General features: G+C 38.6%; 15 protein-coding genes and 1 riboswitch. Of the genes, 6 read left to right on the top strand and 9 right to left on the bottom strand.

Going from position 1 to position 18,513, the window contains the following annotated elements; genetic code table 11:
* The first annotated feature begins 119 nt into the window (after positions 1 to 119).
* Complete coding sequence (locus B4Z47_RS11810) at positions 120 to 1,370, top strand: ROK family transcriptional regulator (RefSeq protein ID WP_046674854.1); 1,251 nt, start codon at positions 120 to 122, stop codon at positions 1,368 to 1,370.
* Here B4Z47_RS11810 and B4Z47_RS11805 read toward each other — a convergent pair.
* From B4Z47_RS11805 to B4Z47_RS11770, 8 genes are all read right to left on the bottom strand, one after another.
* Positions 1,367 to 1,726, bottom strand: a complete 360-nt coding sequence (locus B4Z47_RS11805; protein WP_046674853.1) for a CoA-binding protein — start codon at positions 1,724 to 1,726, stop codon at positions 1,367 to 1,369. The two genes, B4Z47_RS11810 and B4Z47_RS11805, sit on opposite strands and share 4 nt — an antisense overlap.
* Before the next feature lie 124 nt (positions 1,727 to 1,850).
* Positions 1,851 to 3,041: a serine hydrolase domain-containing protein gene (locus tag B4Z47_RS11800; RefSeq protein WP_115047023.1), complete on the bottom strand. Its 1,191-nt coding sequence runs from the start codon at positions 3,039 to 3,041 to the stop codon at positions 1,851 to 1,853.
* A 382-nt stretch (positions 3,042 to 3,423) separates the two neighbouring features.
* A complete protein-coding gene (locus B4Z47_RS11795) occupies positions 3,424 to 5,055 on the bottom strand; it encodes a pyruvate dehydrogenase complex dihydrolipoamide acetyltransferase (protein WP_115047021.1) in 1,632 nt (543 codons plus the stop codon).
* Positions 5,056 to 5,084: 29 nt separating this feature from the next.
* On the bottom strand, positions 5,085 to 6,080 hold the full coding sequence (gene pdhA, locus B4Z47_RS11790; RefSeq protein WP_046674850.1) for a pyruvate dehydrogenase (acetyl-transferring) E1 component subunit alpha: 996 nt from the start codon (positions 6,078 to 6,080) through the stop codon (positions 5,085 to 5,087).
* 243 nt (positions 6,081 to 6,323) lie between these two features.
* Positions 6,324 to 7,706, bottom strand: coding sequence for a histidine--tRNA ligase (hisS, locus tag B4Z47_RS11785; RefSeq protein WP_070561565.1), 1,383 nt, complete (start codon positions 7,704 to 7,706; stop codon positions 6,324 to 6,326).
* A gap of 24 nt (positions 7,707 to 7,730) precedes the next feature.
* The gene (gene rnc / locus B4Z47_RS11780) at positions 7,731 to 8,471 is read right to left on the bottom strand and encodes a ribonuclease III (RefSeq protein ID WP_046674848.1); all 741 of its coding nucleotides are present in this window, start codon (positions 8,469 to 8,471) and stop codon (positions 7,731 to 7,733) included.
* An 84-nt stretch (positions 8,472 to 8,555) separates the two neighbouring features.
* Complete coding sequence (fabF, locus tag B4Z47_RS11775) at positions 8,556 to 9,809, bottom strand: beta-ketoacyl-ACP synthase II (protein ID WP_046674847.1); 1,254 nt, start codon at positions 9,807 to 9,809, stop codon at positions 8,556 to 8,558.
* A gap of 27 nt (positions 9,810 to 9,836) precedes the next feature.
* Entirely contained in the window at positions 9,837 to 10,073 is a 237-nt protein-coding gene (locus tag B4Z47_RS11770; protein ID WP_028070665.1) for an acyl carrier protein, read from the bottom strand.
* 287 nt (positions 10,074 to 10,360) lie between these two features.
* Between B4Z47_RS11770 and B4Z47_RS11765 the strand changes: the two genes are divergently transcribed.
* Together B4Z47_RS11765 and pyk are read left to right on the top strand one after the other, a co-directional pair.
* A complete protein-coding gene (locus B4Z47_RS11765) occupies positions 10,361 to 10,855 on the top strand; it encodes an IPExxxVDY family protein (protein WP_236560104.1) in 495 nt (164 codons plus the stop codon).
* 134 nt (positions 10,856 to 10,989) lie between these two features.
* Positions 10,990 to 12,417: a pyruvate kinase gene (pyk, locus tag B4Z47_RS11760; protein ID WP_115047019.1), complete on the top strand. Its 1,428-nt coding sequence runs from the start codon at positions 10,990 to 10,992 to the stop codon at positions 12,415 to 12,417.
* 47 nt (positions 12,418 to 12,464) lie between these two features.
* Here the strand turns inward: pyk and B4Z47_RS11755 are convergent, their stop codons facing one another.
* On the bottom strand, positions 12,465 to 12,794 hold the full coding sequence (locus B4Z47_RS11755) for a hypothetical protein (protein WP_070561571.1): 330 nt from the start codon (positions 12,792 to 12,794) through the stop codon (positions 12,465 to 12,467).
* Positions 12,795 to 13,168: 374 nt separating this feature from the next.
* Between B4Z47_RS11755 and B4Z47_RS11750 the strand changes: the two genes are divergently transcribed.
* The 3 genes from B4Z47_RS11750 (at position 13,169) to metE (ending at position 18,472) form a co-directional block, all read left to right on the top strand.
* Positions 13,169 to 15,001: a sensor histidine kinase gene (locus tag B4Z47_RS11750; protein WP_115047017.1), complete on the top strand. Its 1,833-nt coding sequence runs from the start codon at positions 13,169 to 13,171 to the stop codon at positions 14,999 to 15,001.
* Between the two features lie 102 nt (positions 15,002 to 15,103).
* Positions 15,104 to 15,793, top strand: a complete 690-nt coding sequence (locus tag B4Z47_RS11745; RefSeq protein WP_172840643.1) for a response regulator transcription factor — start codon at positions 15,104 to 15,106, stop codon at positions 15,791 to 15,793.
* Between the two features lie 184 nt (positions 15,794 to 15,977).
* A riboswitch (SAM riboswitch) is annotated at positions 15,978 to 16,081 on the top strand.
* A 78-nt stretch (positions 16,082 to 16,159) separates the two neighbouring features.
* Positions 16,160 to 18,472, top strand: coding sequence for a 5-methyltetrahydropteroyltriglutamate--homocysteine S-methyltransferase (gene metE / locus B4Z47_RS11740; RefSeq protein WP_070561576.1), 2,313 nt, complete (start codon positions 16,160 to 16,162; stop codon positions 18,470 to 18,472).
* The last annotated feature ends 41 nt before the right edge of the window (positions 18,473 to 18,513 follow it).

Raw genomic sequence — 18,513 nt, 5'->3', positions numbered from 1 at the left:
TCTTATCCCCTTTTTGCTAATTAGCCCACTTGTTTGTCAAGTGAGAAAAATAACCAAATGATTCCAAAACTTTTGCTAAATTAAAGCCCTGAGGATTCTATTTCAAAATATGATGTTTTATGACTAAAGCCGTAAACTTACTGATTAACAAAAAATTGGAGAGTAAACCTGAAAAGAAAAATCTGTTCAATAAAATCTCCATTATAAAATTAATAGCCGAATTAGGATCTGTATCGGTAAATGACATTGTAAAAAACCTCTATTTAAGCCTGCCTACGGTGAATAGCCTCATTGCAGAGTTGCTGGAAGATGATTTTATCCGTCAATTTGACAAAGGAGAATCTATTGGCGGACGTAAACCCAATTTATATAAGCTATGTGATGGATTGTTTCAGGTGCTTTCGATTGAGCTCCAACGTTTCTCTATCACTATGAGCATAATGGACAACAACCAGAACATTATTGCTGAAACTGTTGAGCTGGATAATGAATTATCTCGCAATGGAGAAAATCTAGCCGCTATCACACAAATCGTTGATCAATATCTTATCGATAAATCAGTTGATATCGAGAACCTAACAGGGATTATCATTGGTATGCCTGGGCTAATCAACGCTGAAGAAGGTACCAACGAGACTTTTTTACATGACGACAATCAATCCATAACAAATTATTTTGAGCGCATATATAAAAAACCAGTCTTCATTCTCAATGACGTCAAAGGCGCTGCTTATGCTGAATTGAAATTTGGATTGGCAAAAAACACAAAAAACAGTTTAATTATCCTAATGGATTGGGGGATTGGTTTAGGAATCGTGTCCAATGGCGAAGTCTATCTGGGACGTGATGGCTACTCCGGCGAAGTGGGACATATGCCCTTTATCGATAATGGCGAACTATGCTACTGTGGGAAAAGAGGTTGTTTGGAAACCGTAGCTTCCGGAATTGCTTTAGTCAACAATGCGAAACAGGAAATCCAGAAAGGAGAGCTGACTAAATTAAACGAATTGCAACCCGATGAATTACAACATTTAACACCAACGCATATTATTGAAGCTGCAAACAAAGGTGATCAATTTGCAATAAACCAGATTTCAAAACTAGGGACAAATCTAGGGAAAGCATTTGCATCCTTGATACAGCTCCTCAACCCCGAATTGATCGTATTGGGGGGGAAAATTGCAAAAGCAAATGAACTGATCACGATTCCGATACAGCAAGCCATCAATTCTTATACCATGGCAATATTGAAGGAACATTGTGACATAAAAGTGTCAAGCCTAAATCTCGACAGCAATACCGTGGGACTTACAAATTATTTTATCACGAAGTATCTGTCGGTTGAGTTGCTTCATAAATCCAAAATCTAAAACTGCCCTGTACTCAACAAAACAAGAGTGCAGGCTCTTTCTGTCTTAATACCATGCTCCATCGCGAGCTGTTCCAATGCTGAATTCTCTGCCCCTGGATTAAATATTATTCTTTTTGGCTTCGTCGCTAATATATAATCGTAATATTCTTTCTGATTAGGCTCGCTAAGATACATTGTCACCGTATCAATATCTGTATAGATCTCACCTTTCTTTTCAATGGCAACTCCAGCGGCTTCTCCTCCACTCAAGCCAATATTGACGATTGCATGCCCATGTTTATGAAGCATATTTGCCGCTTTATTCGAATAACGTGAAGGATTGGTGCTAGCACCCAAAATCAATGTTTTTTTCATCCCTTTATATATCTTTTGTATTTACTTATTACACGCTCACTCAAGGCATTTAGATTATCTTCTCTGCATTCTAGTTTACGATAAAAAAGATAATCTAAATGCTCCGAGTAGCATCGCTCAGAAATTACTCATCGATGATAAAATCACCATGGGTGCTATAGGCATTTTTACGCAATACCGGCATTCCCATGATTTTATAAAGCTCATCCAATTTGACCAAGCTTCCATTGGTCATATTAGAAAGTAAAACAATAACAATGTTTCTTTTTAAATCTCTTACATAAATATGTCTAAAACCGTGCCACCAGCCTGTATGGTATACGATATGATCATTACCATGCTCAAAGGTACGCCAACCATAACCATAGCTAAAAATTCCTTTTTTGGCATCGGGATATCCTCGGTATGCTGAATCCAATGTTGACTGCTTTAACAATCGTCCATCTCTCAAAGCCAGATCAAAACGATAAAGGTCACGCACTGTACTATAAATTCCTTTGTCACCAAGCGGTCCATCCTGAAAATTTTGCACCACCGATCTTCGCCATACCTTATCATGCCCGATAACGTTGGTCGGAATTTTATCATACACGGCCTTAGAGAGTGCGGCTGTATTTGTCATTCCGGCAACATTGAATACGCTATCTTTCATATACGTCGCATAATCTTGCTTTGATATCTTTTCAATAATGGCCCCTAAGACCATAAAGTTCGAATTATTGTAAAAGAAACGGCCTCCTGGCGCACCATAGCGATTAGGCTTAAATTCGGTCAGCATTTTCATCACATCTTGATTTGTCATTCCTTTCTTGCGATCAGGCCAATGTTCCTCCGAAAAATAAACGTAATTAGGTAATCCCGAGCGGTGTGTCAATAACATTTTTATGGTAATACCAGGATAAGGAAAATCCGGATAGAAGTCATTGATCGTTTGATCGAGACGTAGCTTTCCTGCCTCCACTAACTTCAAAATTCCGACAGCTGTTAACGGTTTAGAAACTGAAGCGAGTTCAAATTTGTCATCTATTTTTAGACTATCCCGTTTTAAGTAATTGGCCCAGCCGAATATATTCTGATATAAGATTTTCCCATCTTTAGCAACAAGAACGTTCCCATTGAATGCAGCTTTTGAATGAAGGTTTTTCATAAAAGCATCGATTTTCTGATCTGCATTATTTGGATTATAGACGAGTCTCGTGCTATCTGCTTTTGCCTGCGCTATTGCTGCTTCCTTCTGTTTTTTCTCTTTTGAACTACAAGCCACTGTAGATACCATCAAAAGAGCGACCATTCCCTTTAAAAAAAATAATTTCACTATACTAAGTCTCCCGGATTTTTGTGTTTTATGTATTGTTTATCAATAAATACCTCCTATTTCCTTTGTTCTAAACAACATTAAATTATTGAAGCTCGTAATAGAAGGACCAGCCTACTGATAATAATGCTAAAATGAAGATTTTAGTATAAAAAAACGAATTTTTCACCACAATAATTGATATTCATCGGATATGTTACCTTTTTTATGTGCGCAGTCTCTTTCACTCTAGCAACGGACAACCTGGGCTTACTTCAAACAAATGGATAACGATGGAAAACTATAGGTAAAAAAACTTTTCCCTATCATAAGATTAACCAATTAAGGCCATAAAAAAAGCCACCTTATTACTAAAGTGGCTTTTAATTCCTCAACTAAAGGATTATGCTAATAATCTTACTGGATTTTCAACCAAAGATTTTAATGTTTGCAAAAATGCAGCTCCAGTTGCACCATCGACCACGCGGTGATCACAACCCAATGTCACTTTCATTACATTACCAGGAACTACAGCACCGTTTTTAACAACAGGAACTGCTTGAATAGCACCAACAGAAAGGATTGCTCCATCTGGTGAGTTGATAATGGATGTAAATTCGTCAATTCCAAACATACCTAAGTTGGACACTGTAAATGTAGATCCTTCCCAATCGGCAGGCTGTAATTTTTTAGCTTTCGCTTTTTGAGCGAAGTCTTTCACCTCTGCAGAGATATGCGACAATGATTTACCATCTGCAAAACGCACAACAGGGACTAATAAACCATCTTCAACAGCCATTGCAACACCAATGTTGGTATGCTCATTGAAACGGATTTTATCACCTTGCCATGAAGAGTTTACGGCAGGATGTTTTTTCAAGGCAACAGCAACAGCTTTTACAACGATATCATTGAAAGAAACTTTTACTGGAGCAACCTCATTAATCTGCGCACGAGCAGCCATTGCATTGTCCATGTCAATTGATACAGTCAAATAGAAGTGTGGAGCTGTAAACAATGACTCTGCTAGACGACGCGCAATAGTTTTACGCATTTGGTTAACTGGTTTTTCAGTATAACGCTCTTCACCAACAAATGTAGGTAAAGTGATTGCTTTTGCTTCTGTTGCAGGAGCGGCTGCAGCTTTTGTTTCCGCAGGTTGTGCAGCAACAGGAACAAATGATTCTACGTCTTTCTTCACAATACGGCCACCATCTGCGGAACCTTTGATATCACTTAAGTTGATACCTTTCTCCTGTGCAATTTTACGTGCTAAAGGAGAAGCTTTCACACGAGAATCATCGCTTGAAGTCGATGCTACCGGTGCGGCAGTTACAGCAGCAGCTGAGTCAGCTTTAGGAGCTTCAGCAGTTTCTGCCTTTGCAGGTGCAGATTTTTGATTTAACAAAGGTGTGATATCAGTTCCTGCAGGACCAACGATCGCGATGATGTCGTTAACCTTTGCCGCTTGTCCAGCTTCAAGGCCAACATATAATAAAGTACCATCAGCATAAGCTGTAACTTCCATTGTCGCTTTATCAGTTTCTACATCAGCAATAGCATCGTCAGATTTAATCGTATCACCAACTTTGAAGTTCCATTGCGCAATGACACCCTCTTTCATGGTATCACTTAACAAAGGCATTGTAATTACCGTACATCCCAATTCCTCAGGAGTTACAGTACTAGCCGAAGATTCTGGACCAGAAACTTCTTCTGCTTTTTTTTCTTCTGTTTTTTCCGGTGCTTTTTCAGCTGCAGGCGCATCACCGCTCAACAATGCTTGAAAATCTTCACCTGGCTCACCTAAAACAGCAATAACAGCATCAATAGCTACTGCTTCGCCTTCTTTAGGACCAATATATAAAAGAGTTCCTTCTTGGTAAGACTCAAAGTCCATTGTAGCTTTATCTGTTTCAATCTCAGCTACTAAATCACCAGAATTTACTTTATCACCAACTTTTTTGTGCCATTTCGCGATGACCCCTTCGGTCATTGTATCGCTCATTTTCGGCATTCTTACTACTTCAGCCATTCTTTATTATATTATCAAGTTAAAGAGTATTAATCTAAAATAAATGGATAGTCTTGTTGTACATATACATCTTTGTACAATTCATCTGCAGTTGGATAAGGAGATTCCTCTGCAAATTTTACAGACTCTTCAACGACCTTTTTCACATCAGCCTCAACCTCTGCAAACCAAGCGTCATCCGCATAGTTGTTTTCTAAAATAGCATGTTTAGTCGACAACAATGGATCACGGTCTTTATACGCTTCAAGCTCTTCTTTCGTACGATATTTAGCCGGATCAGACATTGAGTGTCCTTTGTAACGGTATGTACGAATTTCTAAGAACGTTGGACCTTCACCTGCACGAGCACGTTGAACAGCTTCGTCCATCGCATTGTGTACAGCAACAACATCCATTCCATCAACCGGAGCAGAAGGCATATCGAAACCTAAGCCCATTTTGTAAATATCCTGCATGTTCGTTGTACGTTGTACAGAAGTACCCATTGCATAACCGTTGTTTTCACATACGAAGATAACAGGGAGTTTCCACAACATCGCCATGTTCAATGTCTCATTGAATGCACCTTGACGCACAGCTCCATCACCCATATAACAGATATTTACATTATCTGTACCAAGATATTTTTCAGCAAATGCGATACCAGCACCTAAAGGAATCTGACCTCCAACAATACCATGGCCACCCATGAATTTGTGCTCTTTGGAGAAGAAGTGCATAGAACCTCCTTTACCTTTTGAACAACCAGTGATCTTTCCATATAATTCAGCCATACAAGCATTTGCAGAAACGCCTTTAGCCAAAGCGTGGGCGTGATCACGATAAGCAGTGATTAGAGAATCCTCAGGTTTGATTACTGACATCGTTCCAGCGACTACAGCCTCTTGTCCTATGTACAAGTGACAGAAACCACGAATCTTTTGCTGTCCGTAAAGTTGACCTGCTTTTTCTTCAAACTTACGCATAAGTAACATAGACTTATACCACTCCAAATATGTCTCTTTTGTTATAGGTGTTGAACTCATTTCAAAGTTTTGATTTTCTTACTATTCTAGACTACAAATCTAATAATTTTGGACGAATTTCCTTGCCCAAAAATCAATTTTATTTATACTTTAAGACACTTCTAAGACATTTGATTTAAAGTATATAGCATTTGATTACAAATAAATGAACGGCACAATCAAATAAATCAAAAACTTATGAAAATAAAAAAGCCAAAGGACTTAATAATCATTTGGCTTAATCTATTTTATGCAAACTGTTTGCTATCGAAGTTTTTGGATCAGCTCACTTTCAGTTACCTTTACCTGCTCCCCGCTTTCCATGTCCTTTAAGGACAATTGCCCCGATGCAGCCTCCTCTTCACCGACTAATAACACGTAGGGAATACCCTTCCCATCCGCATAACCCATTTGTTTTTTCAATTTTACAGGAGATGCATAGAGTTCCGAAGCGATATTTTCCTTGCGAAGCTTGTTGAGTAAGCTCAGGGTATAACTTTCCAGCTGTTTGTCAAAATTGATGATCAGGAGCTTGGTAGAATCAGCTTTCCCAGCAGGAAATAAGTTCAACTCTTCCAGCACATCATAAATGCGGTCTGCACCAAAGGAAACGCCGACACCGGTCAGTCCCTTCAAACCAAACATTCCTGTAAGATCATCGTAGCGGCCACCTCCACCGATACTTCCCATGGCAACCTCATTCGTCTTGACCTCAAAGATACAGCCCGTATAATAATTGAGACCTCGGGCCAATGTAATATCCAGATCTATAATTTGATGAAGCAACTTTTCTTCAGCACCTAATTTGGCCACATAGTCAAACACATCCTCAATCTCTGCAATACCATTTAAGCCGACAGAAGAAGTTGCTAAAATCGCTTTTAAGGAAGCAAGTTTCTCATCATTTGAGCCTTCCAATAAAATTATAGGTTTCAAAATAGCAAGATCTGCTTCTGTAAAACCCCTTTCCAACAGTTCTTTGTTGACACCTTCCAACCCGATTTTATCCAATTTATCGATCGCGACAGTCATGTCTACGATCAGCTCCGGTTTGCCGATGATTTCAGCAATACCCGAAAGAATTTTCCTGTTGTTGATTTTGATATTAAAATCTTTCAGTCCAAACCGTTCGAAGGCTTCTTGATAAATCAAAATAAACTCCGCTTCATTCAATAAACTTTCTGACCCGACAACGTCGACATCACATTGGTAAAACTCGCGGTATCTTCCGCGCTGCGGACGATCTGCACGCCATACAGGTTGCACCTGAAAGCGCTTAAACGGTAAAGTAATATCATTTTGGTGCATCACAACATAGCGCGCAAAGGGCACCGTAAGATCATATCTTAGTGCTTTCTCTGTTATATGCGGAATGAGCTTATTGGAATTTTTATCGTGAAGCAGGCTGTCGGGCGCTTTTGTCAGGTAGTCACCCGAATTAAGAATCTTAAAGATCAATTTATCACCCTCGTCGCCGTATTTACCGGTGAGGGTCGTCAAATTTTCAAATGAAGGGGTCTGTATTTCATTATAGCCATATTTTCTGAATACCGTTTTCAGTGTATCGAAAATATAGTTGCGTTTGATCATTTCGGAAGGCGAAAAATCACGCGTTCCTTTTGCCAAAGAAGGTTTTACTACTGCCATATTTGGCAAAGTTAATAAAATCCTTTATTCTACTTCCAGAATTTTAAGGAATTCACAGGCTTTTTCGGCGGCAGATTTCTCGGCAGACTTCTTATTAAAATCACGGCCAAGTCCACAAACAATACCATCCACGACCGCTTCAATACTAAACATCTTAGAAGATTCCCCTTCCGGGTTGTCTGTTTGCCGAAATACAATCTCTTTGCCAGTATGTTGACACCACTCGATCAACCGACTTTTAAAGTTTGTTTCCGTCTGTTCCAATAGGTGAATATCGACGTGCGGTTTAATAATTCGATTCAACAAAAAGCTCTTGGTAAAAACATAGCCCCTATCTAGATAAACTGCCCCAATCAATGCCTCAAAAGCATCACCCAATAAAGATCCTTGTTTATTTGGAAAACTGATCATTCGCGCATCAAACTGGATAAGCTCATTAAACCCCAACTTTCTGGAAAGCTGGTTTAGATTTGCTCTACTGACAATTTTTGAGCGCATTTCAGTCAGGAACCCTTCGTCTTTATAAGGATATTTCTTAAATAACAGTTCAGCCACAACCGAACCCAAAACAGCATCACCTAAGAATTCTAAACGTTCGTTGCTATTTTTTGCGCCCTCTTTAATTGTAACGGCGACAGACTTGTGTCTAAACGCCATCTTGTACAGATGTACATTTCCGGGAACAAATCCTAGCAGGTTTTTTAGTTTTCTAACGTATTCCCGATCTGGCGAAAAATATAATTTATATATCCTTGCAAAAGGCATCTCTTCTAAAAATAAGGCGACAAGTCCTAGTTAAAGAACCTGTCGCTAGCTCATATTATCAAACCATGTTTGAAGGATCAAACATTAAGCTTTATATTTTTTCACAATAACGGTAGCATTATGCCCACCGAAACCGAATGTGTTGCTCAAAGCGGCATTAACGATACGTTTTTGCGCTTTGTTGAATGTAAAATTCAAGTTGTTATCAATTTCCGGATCGTCTGTAAAGTGATTGATTGTCGGAGGGACAATATCATTTTGAACAGCCAATATAGAAGCGATAGTTTCAATAGCCCCTGCAGCACCCAAAAGGTGCCCTGTCATTGATTTAGTTGAACTGATATTCAATTTATAAGCGTGTTCACCAAACAGGTCAACAATAGCCTTCGTTTCACTAATATCACCGACCGGTGTAGATGTTCCATGAACATTGATATAATCAATATCTGAAAAATCCATCTCTGCATCATTTACAGCCATTGTCATAGCCAGTTTTGCGCCCAATCCTTCAGGATGCGAGGCTGTGATGTGATGTGCATCTGCACTCATTCCACCCCCTGCAATCTCTGCATAGATTTTTGCTCCACGTGCTAAGGCATGCTCCAAACTTTCTAAGATCAATGCACCCGAACCCTCTCCCGAAACAAAACCGTCTCTGTCTTTATCAAAAGGACGTGATGCTGTTTTAGGATCATCATTCCGGGTTGACAACGCATGCATAGCATTGAACCCACCAATTCCAGCTTCATTGACTGTAGCTTCTGATCCACCTGTAACAATCACATCAGCTTTGCCCATACGAATATAGTTAAAAGCATCTATCATTGCATTGGTAGCCGAGGCACAAGCCGATACGGCAGAAAAGTTAGGGCCACGTAGACCATGACGCATTGAAATATGTCCTGGAGCAATATCAACGAGCATCTTAGGAATGAAGAAAGGATTGAAACGAGGTGTTCCATCTCCCTTTGCAAAGTTTGCAACTTCTTCAGTGAAAGTTGTTAAACCTCCAATTCCTGATCCCCAAATTACTCCGATACGATTTGTATCTAATTTTTCAAAATCTAAGCCAGCATCTTTAATTGCCTCATCTGTTGACGCAATTGCATACTGGACAAAAGGATCGACTTTACGAGCTTCCTTTCGATCCATAAATTCATGCGGATCAAACCCCTTTACCTCACATGCAAACTGAGTCTTGAATTTTGACGCATCAAAATGCGTAATAGGAGCAGCTCCGCTTACACCATTTATTAACGCCTCCCAGTAAGCTGAGACGGTATTACCAATTGGTGTAAGGGCGCCTAATCCTGTTACTACTACTCTTTTAAGCTCCATTTATTACGATTAGCCTAATTAAATTAGTTAGTTAACGTTTTTTTCTAAATAAGCGATTGCTTGACCAACAGTACCAATAGTCTCTGCTTGATCATCAGGAATAGCAACGTTGAATTCTTTTTCAAACTCCATGATCAACTCAACAGTGTCAAGTGAATCAGCACCTAAATCATTAGTGAATGAAGCTTCTGGTGTTACTTCGTTTTCGTCAACACCTAATTTTTCAACGATAATTGCTTTTACTCTTGAAGCGATATCTGACATGATTTTATAGTTTAATTGTTTAATAAATCTGTGCAAAGAAAAATAAATTTCATCAAAATTCAAACCTAAATTGATATTTAGATGAAAGTCACCATGTTAGGCGACCGAACTTATTCGCGTCTTATACTAGCTAACCCACTCTATATTAACTTAGTTCAAGTATAACAAAAAATATTTTGTATTCCAAACGCTCAGCTAATTAACTCAAATTTTACACAAAAAGTATATTCCTACCTCAAAATTATTAGTACCTTCGTTAGCAGAGGGACATATATTTAAACATTAAAGTGGTCAATAAGTTAGTAGCAAGATTGGATATGGACATGAATGAAGAGTTGGATTTTACCCTACTCGCCATCACCTGTTCGTTGAAAGATTACCGACTCTGCCATTTCATCAACAAGGAGACTAACCTGAATTTTTCCAGAGGAAAAGAAAGCAAGTACGACCATGATGGTCGACAAAAAAACAAAACCGAAGAAGAGCTTGAATATCACATTGTCTTTGATCCAAAGAAAAAAATAAGCTACCACTTCACTGCTTTTCATTACCTTATCGCCGATGCCGACACCGAATATTTCTTGATCAACAATAAGAGCATCGAAGGCACTTATTTAATCCCGGAAAACCCCCACTTCGATTTTTTTATCATCATCAAAAACTACATCTGTGAGGATGACGTGGAACATATTATCAAAAGGATCAACAAATTACCCGAAGTCGTCATTGCAAAAGAAATATCACCAAAAATATTGAAATCTAAAGAAAATCTCATATTTTAGCAAACTGTAGGTTAGTGTAGCAAATACACCCCAACTTAGATCTAAATTAATTCGATTTAGTTTTGACAAAACACAACAATATAGTAGGCTATTTGTTGTGATTAATGAAGAACATTTAAAATACAAAATAACAGATGGAAAAAGTTCAAAAAAGGACTAAAATTGTCGCAACATTAGGCCCTGCCTCGGCAGACAAACAAGTTTTGACCAACATGATTGCCAAAGGGGTTGATGTGTGCCGGTTGAATTTCTCTCATGGCAGCCAGGAAGATCACCTTAAGGTAATCGAAACTATAAATGCAATAAATAATGAAACAGGATTCAATGTTGCCATCTTAGCCGATTTACAAGGTCCAAAAATTAGGATCGGAAAAATGAAAGAAGGTGGAGCTATTCTCGTGAATGGTTCAAAAGTTGAAATTACAACACAAGAACTCATCGGAGACGAAAACAGAATCTACATTACATACGAAAACTTTCCAAACGATGTTGAAGCCAACGAAATCATTTTACTTGATGACGGAAAACTTCAACTTCGTGTTTTAGAGACCAATCATAAAGATACTGTTACCTGTGAAGTTGTACACGGAGGTGTCCTTACTTCACGTAAAGGCGTTAACTTACCGAACACCAAAGTATCTATCCCATCGTTGACGGAAGAAGATTTAGACAACTTGAATTTTGCCCTGAATCATGGTGCAGACTGGATCGCGATGTCTTTCGTACGTTCGGCAGAAGATATTTTTCAATGTAAAAAAATCATCGAGGCAAAAGGAAGCCATGCTCGTGTCATCGCAAAAGTTGAAAAACCGGAAGCGATTGAAAATATTGATGCCATTATCGAAGCTACAGATGCTGTTATGGTTGCTCGTGGTGACTTGGGCGTTGAGCTTCCAATGGAAGAGGTACCAGGACTTCAAAAGATCATCGTACAGAAATGTAGAGATCTTTCAAAACCGGTAATCATTGCGACACAGATGTTGGAAAGTATGATCACTACACCACGTCCTACACGTGCTGAAGTAAATGACGTAGCCAACTCCGTATTGGATGGAGCGGATGCTGTGATGTTAAGTGGCGAGACTTCAGTTGGTGAATTCCCTGAAATCGTTATCGAAACAATGAGCAAAATCATTATCCACGTGGAACAAACTTCTTATCCTTATTATAATGAGAAAGTTAGTGAAATCCACGACGGAACACTTATTCCGGACGCGATTTGCGCATCTTCGGTTTATCTTGCTCAAAAAACAAATGCATCTGCAATTGCGGTATTGACATCATCTGGTGCAACAGCGTTTGAAATTACAAGTTATAGACCAAATGTAGATATCTTAGTTTTCACAGGAACACAAAAATTGCTGAAACAACTCAGCCTACTTTGGGGCGTAAAAACTTTTATCTACGACAAGTTCGAAAGCACAGATGGATCTATTCATGATGTTAACAAATTTATTGTAAAAAATAACTACGTTAAACCTGGATCTATCATTATCAATACAGCTTCGACACCGTTAATCGAAAAAGGTAAAACAAATACAATCCGTGTTTCCCAGCTATAATGGACAATAAGGATTAAAGCAAAAAAAATAGCGTTCTATCTAGAACGCTATTTTTTTTGCTTGTTTGGATACAAGGAGTCGATTTTTAATTTAAAGTCCTTCACCTTTAGCGAATCATTCAAGCGCCTAAAAGGAAGATTGTTTTCTTTCTCATCACCTTTGGGCATTTTTTCCGTTCCTGGCATTGGGGCTAGACCGTCCACACGATTTGGCTTCTTAATGGGCATATGATACTTTTCATCTGAAGAATCCAATTTAAAGACAGGCATCTTTGATTCTTTTTCCTCCATTAAAGGAATCTGCGGTTTCACCTTTACTTGTCCTAAAGCAATGGTCCCTATGGAAGACAATACCAATAATAATACGTAGCTTTTCATCTTTATATAGTTATTAAAGAGCACTCATTGTACCAATGAACGCGTCATATTCGGCTTATTCACTTCTCCAGCAGTTAGACTCAACCGCGTAGATTAAAATTTGTCCACAGCGCAATTCAGCACATAATCCATTTCTATTCACTAATTTACAAAGAACAGCATCTATATTTAAACAGATTGCTGTTAAACATTGTTAAAACAGCTACAAAACACATTAGCATCTTTATATTTGTAACAATTTAAGAAAAAATGAGCTATCGCACCTTAAATGGCCGCTCACATGGCATAAGGGATGAATACGCAAATGGTAAATAAACTGAGCGCTATAAACTTTTTGATATATTCAAAATACATTTATTTAATACCCAATACTAATGAAGAAAAATAGCATTGTATTAATCATTGGACTGATGTCTCTCGCTCTAATTGGGGTATTGGCCATGCAATTCTATTTTCTGAGAGATTCTTATCGCCAAAAGTCTCAATTATTTGATGAGTCCGTCAATGCTGCGATTACAGCTGTTGCCGGTAAGCTTGAACGACGGGAGGTAGTTGACTTCGCTAAGGTTCAACAGGAGCGTAACATTGAAAAATCCAAGCAGGAACAGGCCAAACAACGTCTTTTGGCCGAGCAACTCGAAATACAGTATAGAATTGAAGAATTAAAAAACAAACAACATGTTGTTTTCTCAAACTTTAAAGAGCAAGAAGACCAATTACGTGCATTGTATCCAAATGTAATTGAAATCAAAAATTCATTCTACGAAACATACATCAAAAGACCGGAGTACCAGAAATTTATCAAATTTTCTGTTTCAAATGAGCTTACCGACGATAATTTGGTACAGGCTTTTATCATGTTAAATGCTTCAAAGGTAGATGATCAGATCAATGGGAAGGACGATAGCACGCGGTTTGTTATCCCCCTAATGGACCCACTGGTCAATCAACAAACAAAATTCCGGGTAGCCACATTACCTCCAAGAGAGAATGCGAAACTTGCGAAAACAATTTCTGATTTGGAAAAAAGATTGGATATCCTCAACAGAAAAAACGCGTGGAGTGGCTTTAATGTATATGATTCCGTTGCCATGCTGGGCGGCAAAAAAGCAGACTACATCGAAGATATTGCTATTGGAATGGAGCTTGCTAAACGTCCATTAAAGGATCGATTGAATGTGATCATCGTTCAAGAACTTATCAAAGAGGAGTTGGCTCAACGCGACATTAAAGCTCCTTTCAATATTGAAATATGGAGCACAAACAATATATTACTAAATAATATTTTAAACGAAGCCGCTTTAAATAACCCAACAAATACAACCAAATACTCAACGGCACTTTTTAAAGGTGATATCGGTGCTGCGCCAGGAAAATTAACCATCTATTTCCCCAATAAAAAGGCGATAATTGCCGATAATATGGGCTATCTGTTGCTGCCCATGCTGGCACTGCTTTTCTTGTTGGTGGGGTGTTTTGCTTATACACTGATTATCATCTTCAGACAAAAGAAAGTTTCGGAAATGAAGACGGATTTCATCAACAACATGACGCATGAGTTTAAAACACCTGTTGCAACAATTATGATTGCCAGTGAGTCACTTAAAGATCCAGACATCAATGCCGACCACAAGCGCGTTCAGAAATTGGCTAATATCATCTACGACGAAAATGTTAGACTCGGAAATCATATTGAACGTGTGCTCGATTTGGCAAGACTAGAAAAAGAAACGCTAAAACTCGACCAGGTAGAAGTATGCATCAATGATCTTGTTTCGGCAGTAACGGACAGTATGCAGCTACGGATGCAAAATATTGGCGGGAAATTCAGTATAGATCTTGCAGCGACCAAGGATGTTGTCGTTGGTGATGAGTTACATTTTTCCAATGTATTTTACAATCTTTTGGATAATGCCATCAAGTACAGCAAAGGAGATTTACATGTCAACATCAATTCAAAAAATGTTGGCGACACCATTGTTGTCACCATAGCCGACAATGGTATTGGGATGAGCCGGGATCACCTGCAAAAGATTTTCGACCAGTTTTACCGTATTCCAACTGGGAATGTTCATAATGTCAAAGGATTTGGCCTTGGCTTAAGTTATGTACAGGACATTCTGAGAAGGCTGAACGGAAAAATTACAGTTAAAAGTGAAAAAGATAAAGGCACGACCTTTGAAGTAATTTTGCCTATTAAAAAATAAAACGTTCCTTTTTTGTATATTTCCTCTTTAAAAAATTTCAAAGGTTGAGGAAGGCTGATTTATCAGCATCAAGGGACATTGGTGAAAATTAATATATTCATTATGCAAAAGATATTATTAGCAGAAGATGATCCTAATTTGGGGGATCTTTTAAAAGACTATCTCGAATTAAAGGGAAAATTTGACGTCACATTATGCACGGATGGAGATGAAGCGATTTCTCAATTCAAAAAAAATAACTACGACCTTTGTATTTTTGATGTCATGATGCCAAAAAAGGACGGATTTACAGTTGGACGTGAAATCAGAAAAACAAACAATACTGTTCCTATTATCTTTGCCACAGCAAAGGGGATGATGGAAGATAAGACCGAAGCCTTTGAGCTAGGAGGAGATGATTATATCACCAAGCCTTTTCGAGTGGAAGAATTATTGCTCCGCATCAATGCTTTGCTGAAACGCAGTGTTCGAGACAAAGAAGAAGAAGTGGTTGCGGATAAATTTGAAATTGGCGATTATTTCTTTGATTATACAAGTCAGCAGATTTCTTACAAAGGACAGATGCAAAAACTCTCCACGAAAGAAGCTGAACTACTCCGCTTGCTTTGCTTAAAGAAAAATGATGTGCTGACCCGGGAAGAAGCGTTGTTAAAAATATGGCATGATGATAACTATTTTACGGGTAGAAGTATGGATGTATTTCTCAGTAAACTTCGTAAATATCTAAAAGAAGATAGCAAAGTTGAAATTGTCAATGTGCACGGAAAAGGTTACAAACTTTTGGTCAGCTAAAAAAAGGGGAATGAAAAATATAGTCATTCCCCTTTTTATGCTACACACGTATTCAAGCGTGACTTACTCGAATTCGTGGATGAAAATAAAAGAACAAAACAATTTCATCCTTAGTAGAATATAAAAAATTGACGCACTTTTATAAAAAATTTGCATTTCAAAAAGAAATGTTCTAACTTAGCGTCGCTTATAGAGAAAGGCAGAGGGAATAGACCCGATGAAGCCTTAGCAACCTGTCCCTTGACAAGGTGCTAAATTCTACCCTACTTGATATGGGAATGATAAGCCGAAGTCACCAAATTCTAGTGTGTCCTTCTCTCTCTAGCAAGAAATATAGTTGAAAAAGAAATATTAAAAACATTCATTATGTTATTGACTAACAATTTAGGTTACCCTCGTGTGGGCGCGTTCCGCGAATTGAAAAAAGCCAATGAGGCCTATTGGGCTAAAAAATCTTCTGTTGAGGAATTATTGGACACAGCAAAAAAAATTCGTGAAGGCAATTGGAAAACACAAAAAGATGCTGGAATAGATTTGATCCCTTCCAATGATTTCTCTTTTTACGATCAAGTATTGGATTTAACCCTCACTGTTGGTGCAATTCCTGCTCGCTACCATTCTTTATTGAATAAAGTAGACAACAATTACAGTTTAGATCTATATTTTGCCATGGCGCGCGGTTTCCAACAAGAAGGAATCGACGTGACTGCAATGGAAATGACCAAGTGGTTGGATACGAACTACCACTACATGGTACCAGAATTCACCAAAGATCAAGAATTCAAATTGACTTCCGAAAAATTCTTAAATGAATACAACGAAGCAAAATCATTGGGCATCGATACTAAACCAGTTCTATTAGGTCCTATTACATACCTTTTGATCGGTAAAGAAAAAGAAGCTGGCTTCGACCGTATCGATTTATTGGATAAACTTATTCCAGTATATGAGCAAATACTAGCTAAACTAGCTGATGCTGGTGCACAATATGTTCAGATTGACGAGCCTTTCTTAGCATTGGATTTAGATGCTAAAGTAAAAGCTTTATATCAACCTACTTTCGAAAAATTAGCTGCAGCAGCAAAAAATATCAAATTAATCGCAACGACTTACTTCGAATCTTTAAAAGACAACGAAGATATCGCAGTTAACCTACCTATCCATGCTTTACATTTGGATCTGGTACGCGGTGAAAATCAATTGGATACGGTATTGGCTAAAGTTCCTGCTTCATTAACATTATCTTTAGGTATTGTTGAAGGCCGTAACATCTGGAAAAATGATTACGAAAAATCATTGGTTAAAATCAAACAGGCTGTTGATGCATTAGGAAAAGACCGTGTATGGGTAGCTCCTTCTTCATCACTGTTGCACGTTCCTTTTGACTTAGACAATGAACACAATGAACAATCGCTACCAGCTGAAGTAAAAAACTGGTTAGCATTTGCTAAACAAAAATTAGCTGAAGTAAAAGACTTAGCCGTACTAGCGGAGGGAGAAGTTGATGCTGAAACAGCAAAACGCTTCGAAGCGAACAAAGCGGCTGCTGAAAGCCGCCGTACCTCTCCATTGATCCACAAACCAGAGGTTAAAACACGTACAAGCAATATTACTGATGACGATGCAAAACGCACTTCAGCATTTGCAGACCGTAAAGCAGCGCAACAAGCGAAATTCAACTTACCGGCGTTCCCGACCACAACTATCGGTTCATTCCCACAAACGAAAGATGTTCGTAAATGGAGAGCAGATCTGAAAAAGGGTGCTATTACGCAGGCAGAATACGATAAAGCAATCGCAGAAGAAACAGAAAACACCATCCGTCTTCAAGAGCAATTGGATATCGACGTATTAGTACACGGCGAATTCGAACGTAATGACATGGTTGAATACTTCGGTGAACAATTGGCTGGTTACGCTTTCACACAAAATGGTTGGGTACAATCTTACGGTTCACGTTGTGTAAAACCTCCGATTATCTATGGTGACGTATACCGTCCTGAAGATATGACTGTCCGTTGGTCTTCATATGCACAATCATTGACAAATCGTCCGGTTAAAGGTATGTTGACTGGTCCCGTAACAATCTTACAATGGTCTTTCGTACGTAACGATCAACCGCGCTCAACAACGACTTACCAAATTGCATTGGCGATCTTGGATGAAGTACAAGCCTTGGAAAAAGCAGGTATCAAAATCATACAAATCGATGAACCAGCTATCCGTGAAGGATTACCGTTACGTAAAGCTGATCAAAAAGATTACTTGAACTGGGCAGTACGTGCTTTCCGTGTCTCTTCATCAAATGTTGAAGACGATACACAGATTCACACACACATGTGTTATTCTGAGTTCAATAATGTGATCGAAGATATCGCTGCAATGGATGCCGATGTTATCACGATTGAGACTTCACGTTCTCAAATGAAATTATTGAATGCTTTCGCCGGTGATTTCAAATATCCAAATGATATTGGTCCAGGTGTTTATGACATTCACTCACCACGTGTTCCAAGCAAAGATGAGATGGTAGATCTATTGCGCAAAGCAAAAGCAGTAGTTCCAGCAGAACAACTTTGGGTTAATCCTGACTGTGGTTTGAAAACTCGTGCTTGGCCAGAAACCAAAGCGGCTTTAGAGTCTATGGTTGAGGCTGCGAAAATCTTAAGAGCAGAATAATTCTTAAACTATATTGATAAAGCCCTAGCTGAAATTTCAGC

The organism is Sphingobacterium sp. UBA2610 (assembly GCF_002339225.1).
Taxonomy (GTDB): domain Bacteria; phylum Bacteroidota; class Bacteroidia; order Sphingobacteriales; family Sphingobacteriaceae; genus Sphingobacterium; species Sphingobacterium multivorum.
The sequence above is the reverse complement of the archived record's forward strand: the minus strand, read 5'-3'. Positions and strand labels throughout refer to the sequence as shown.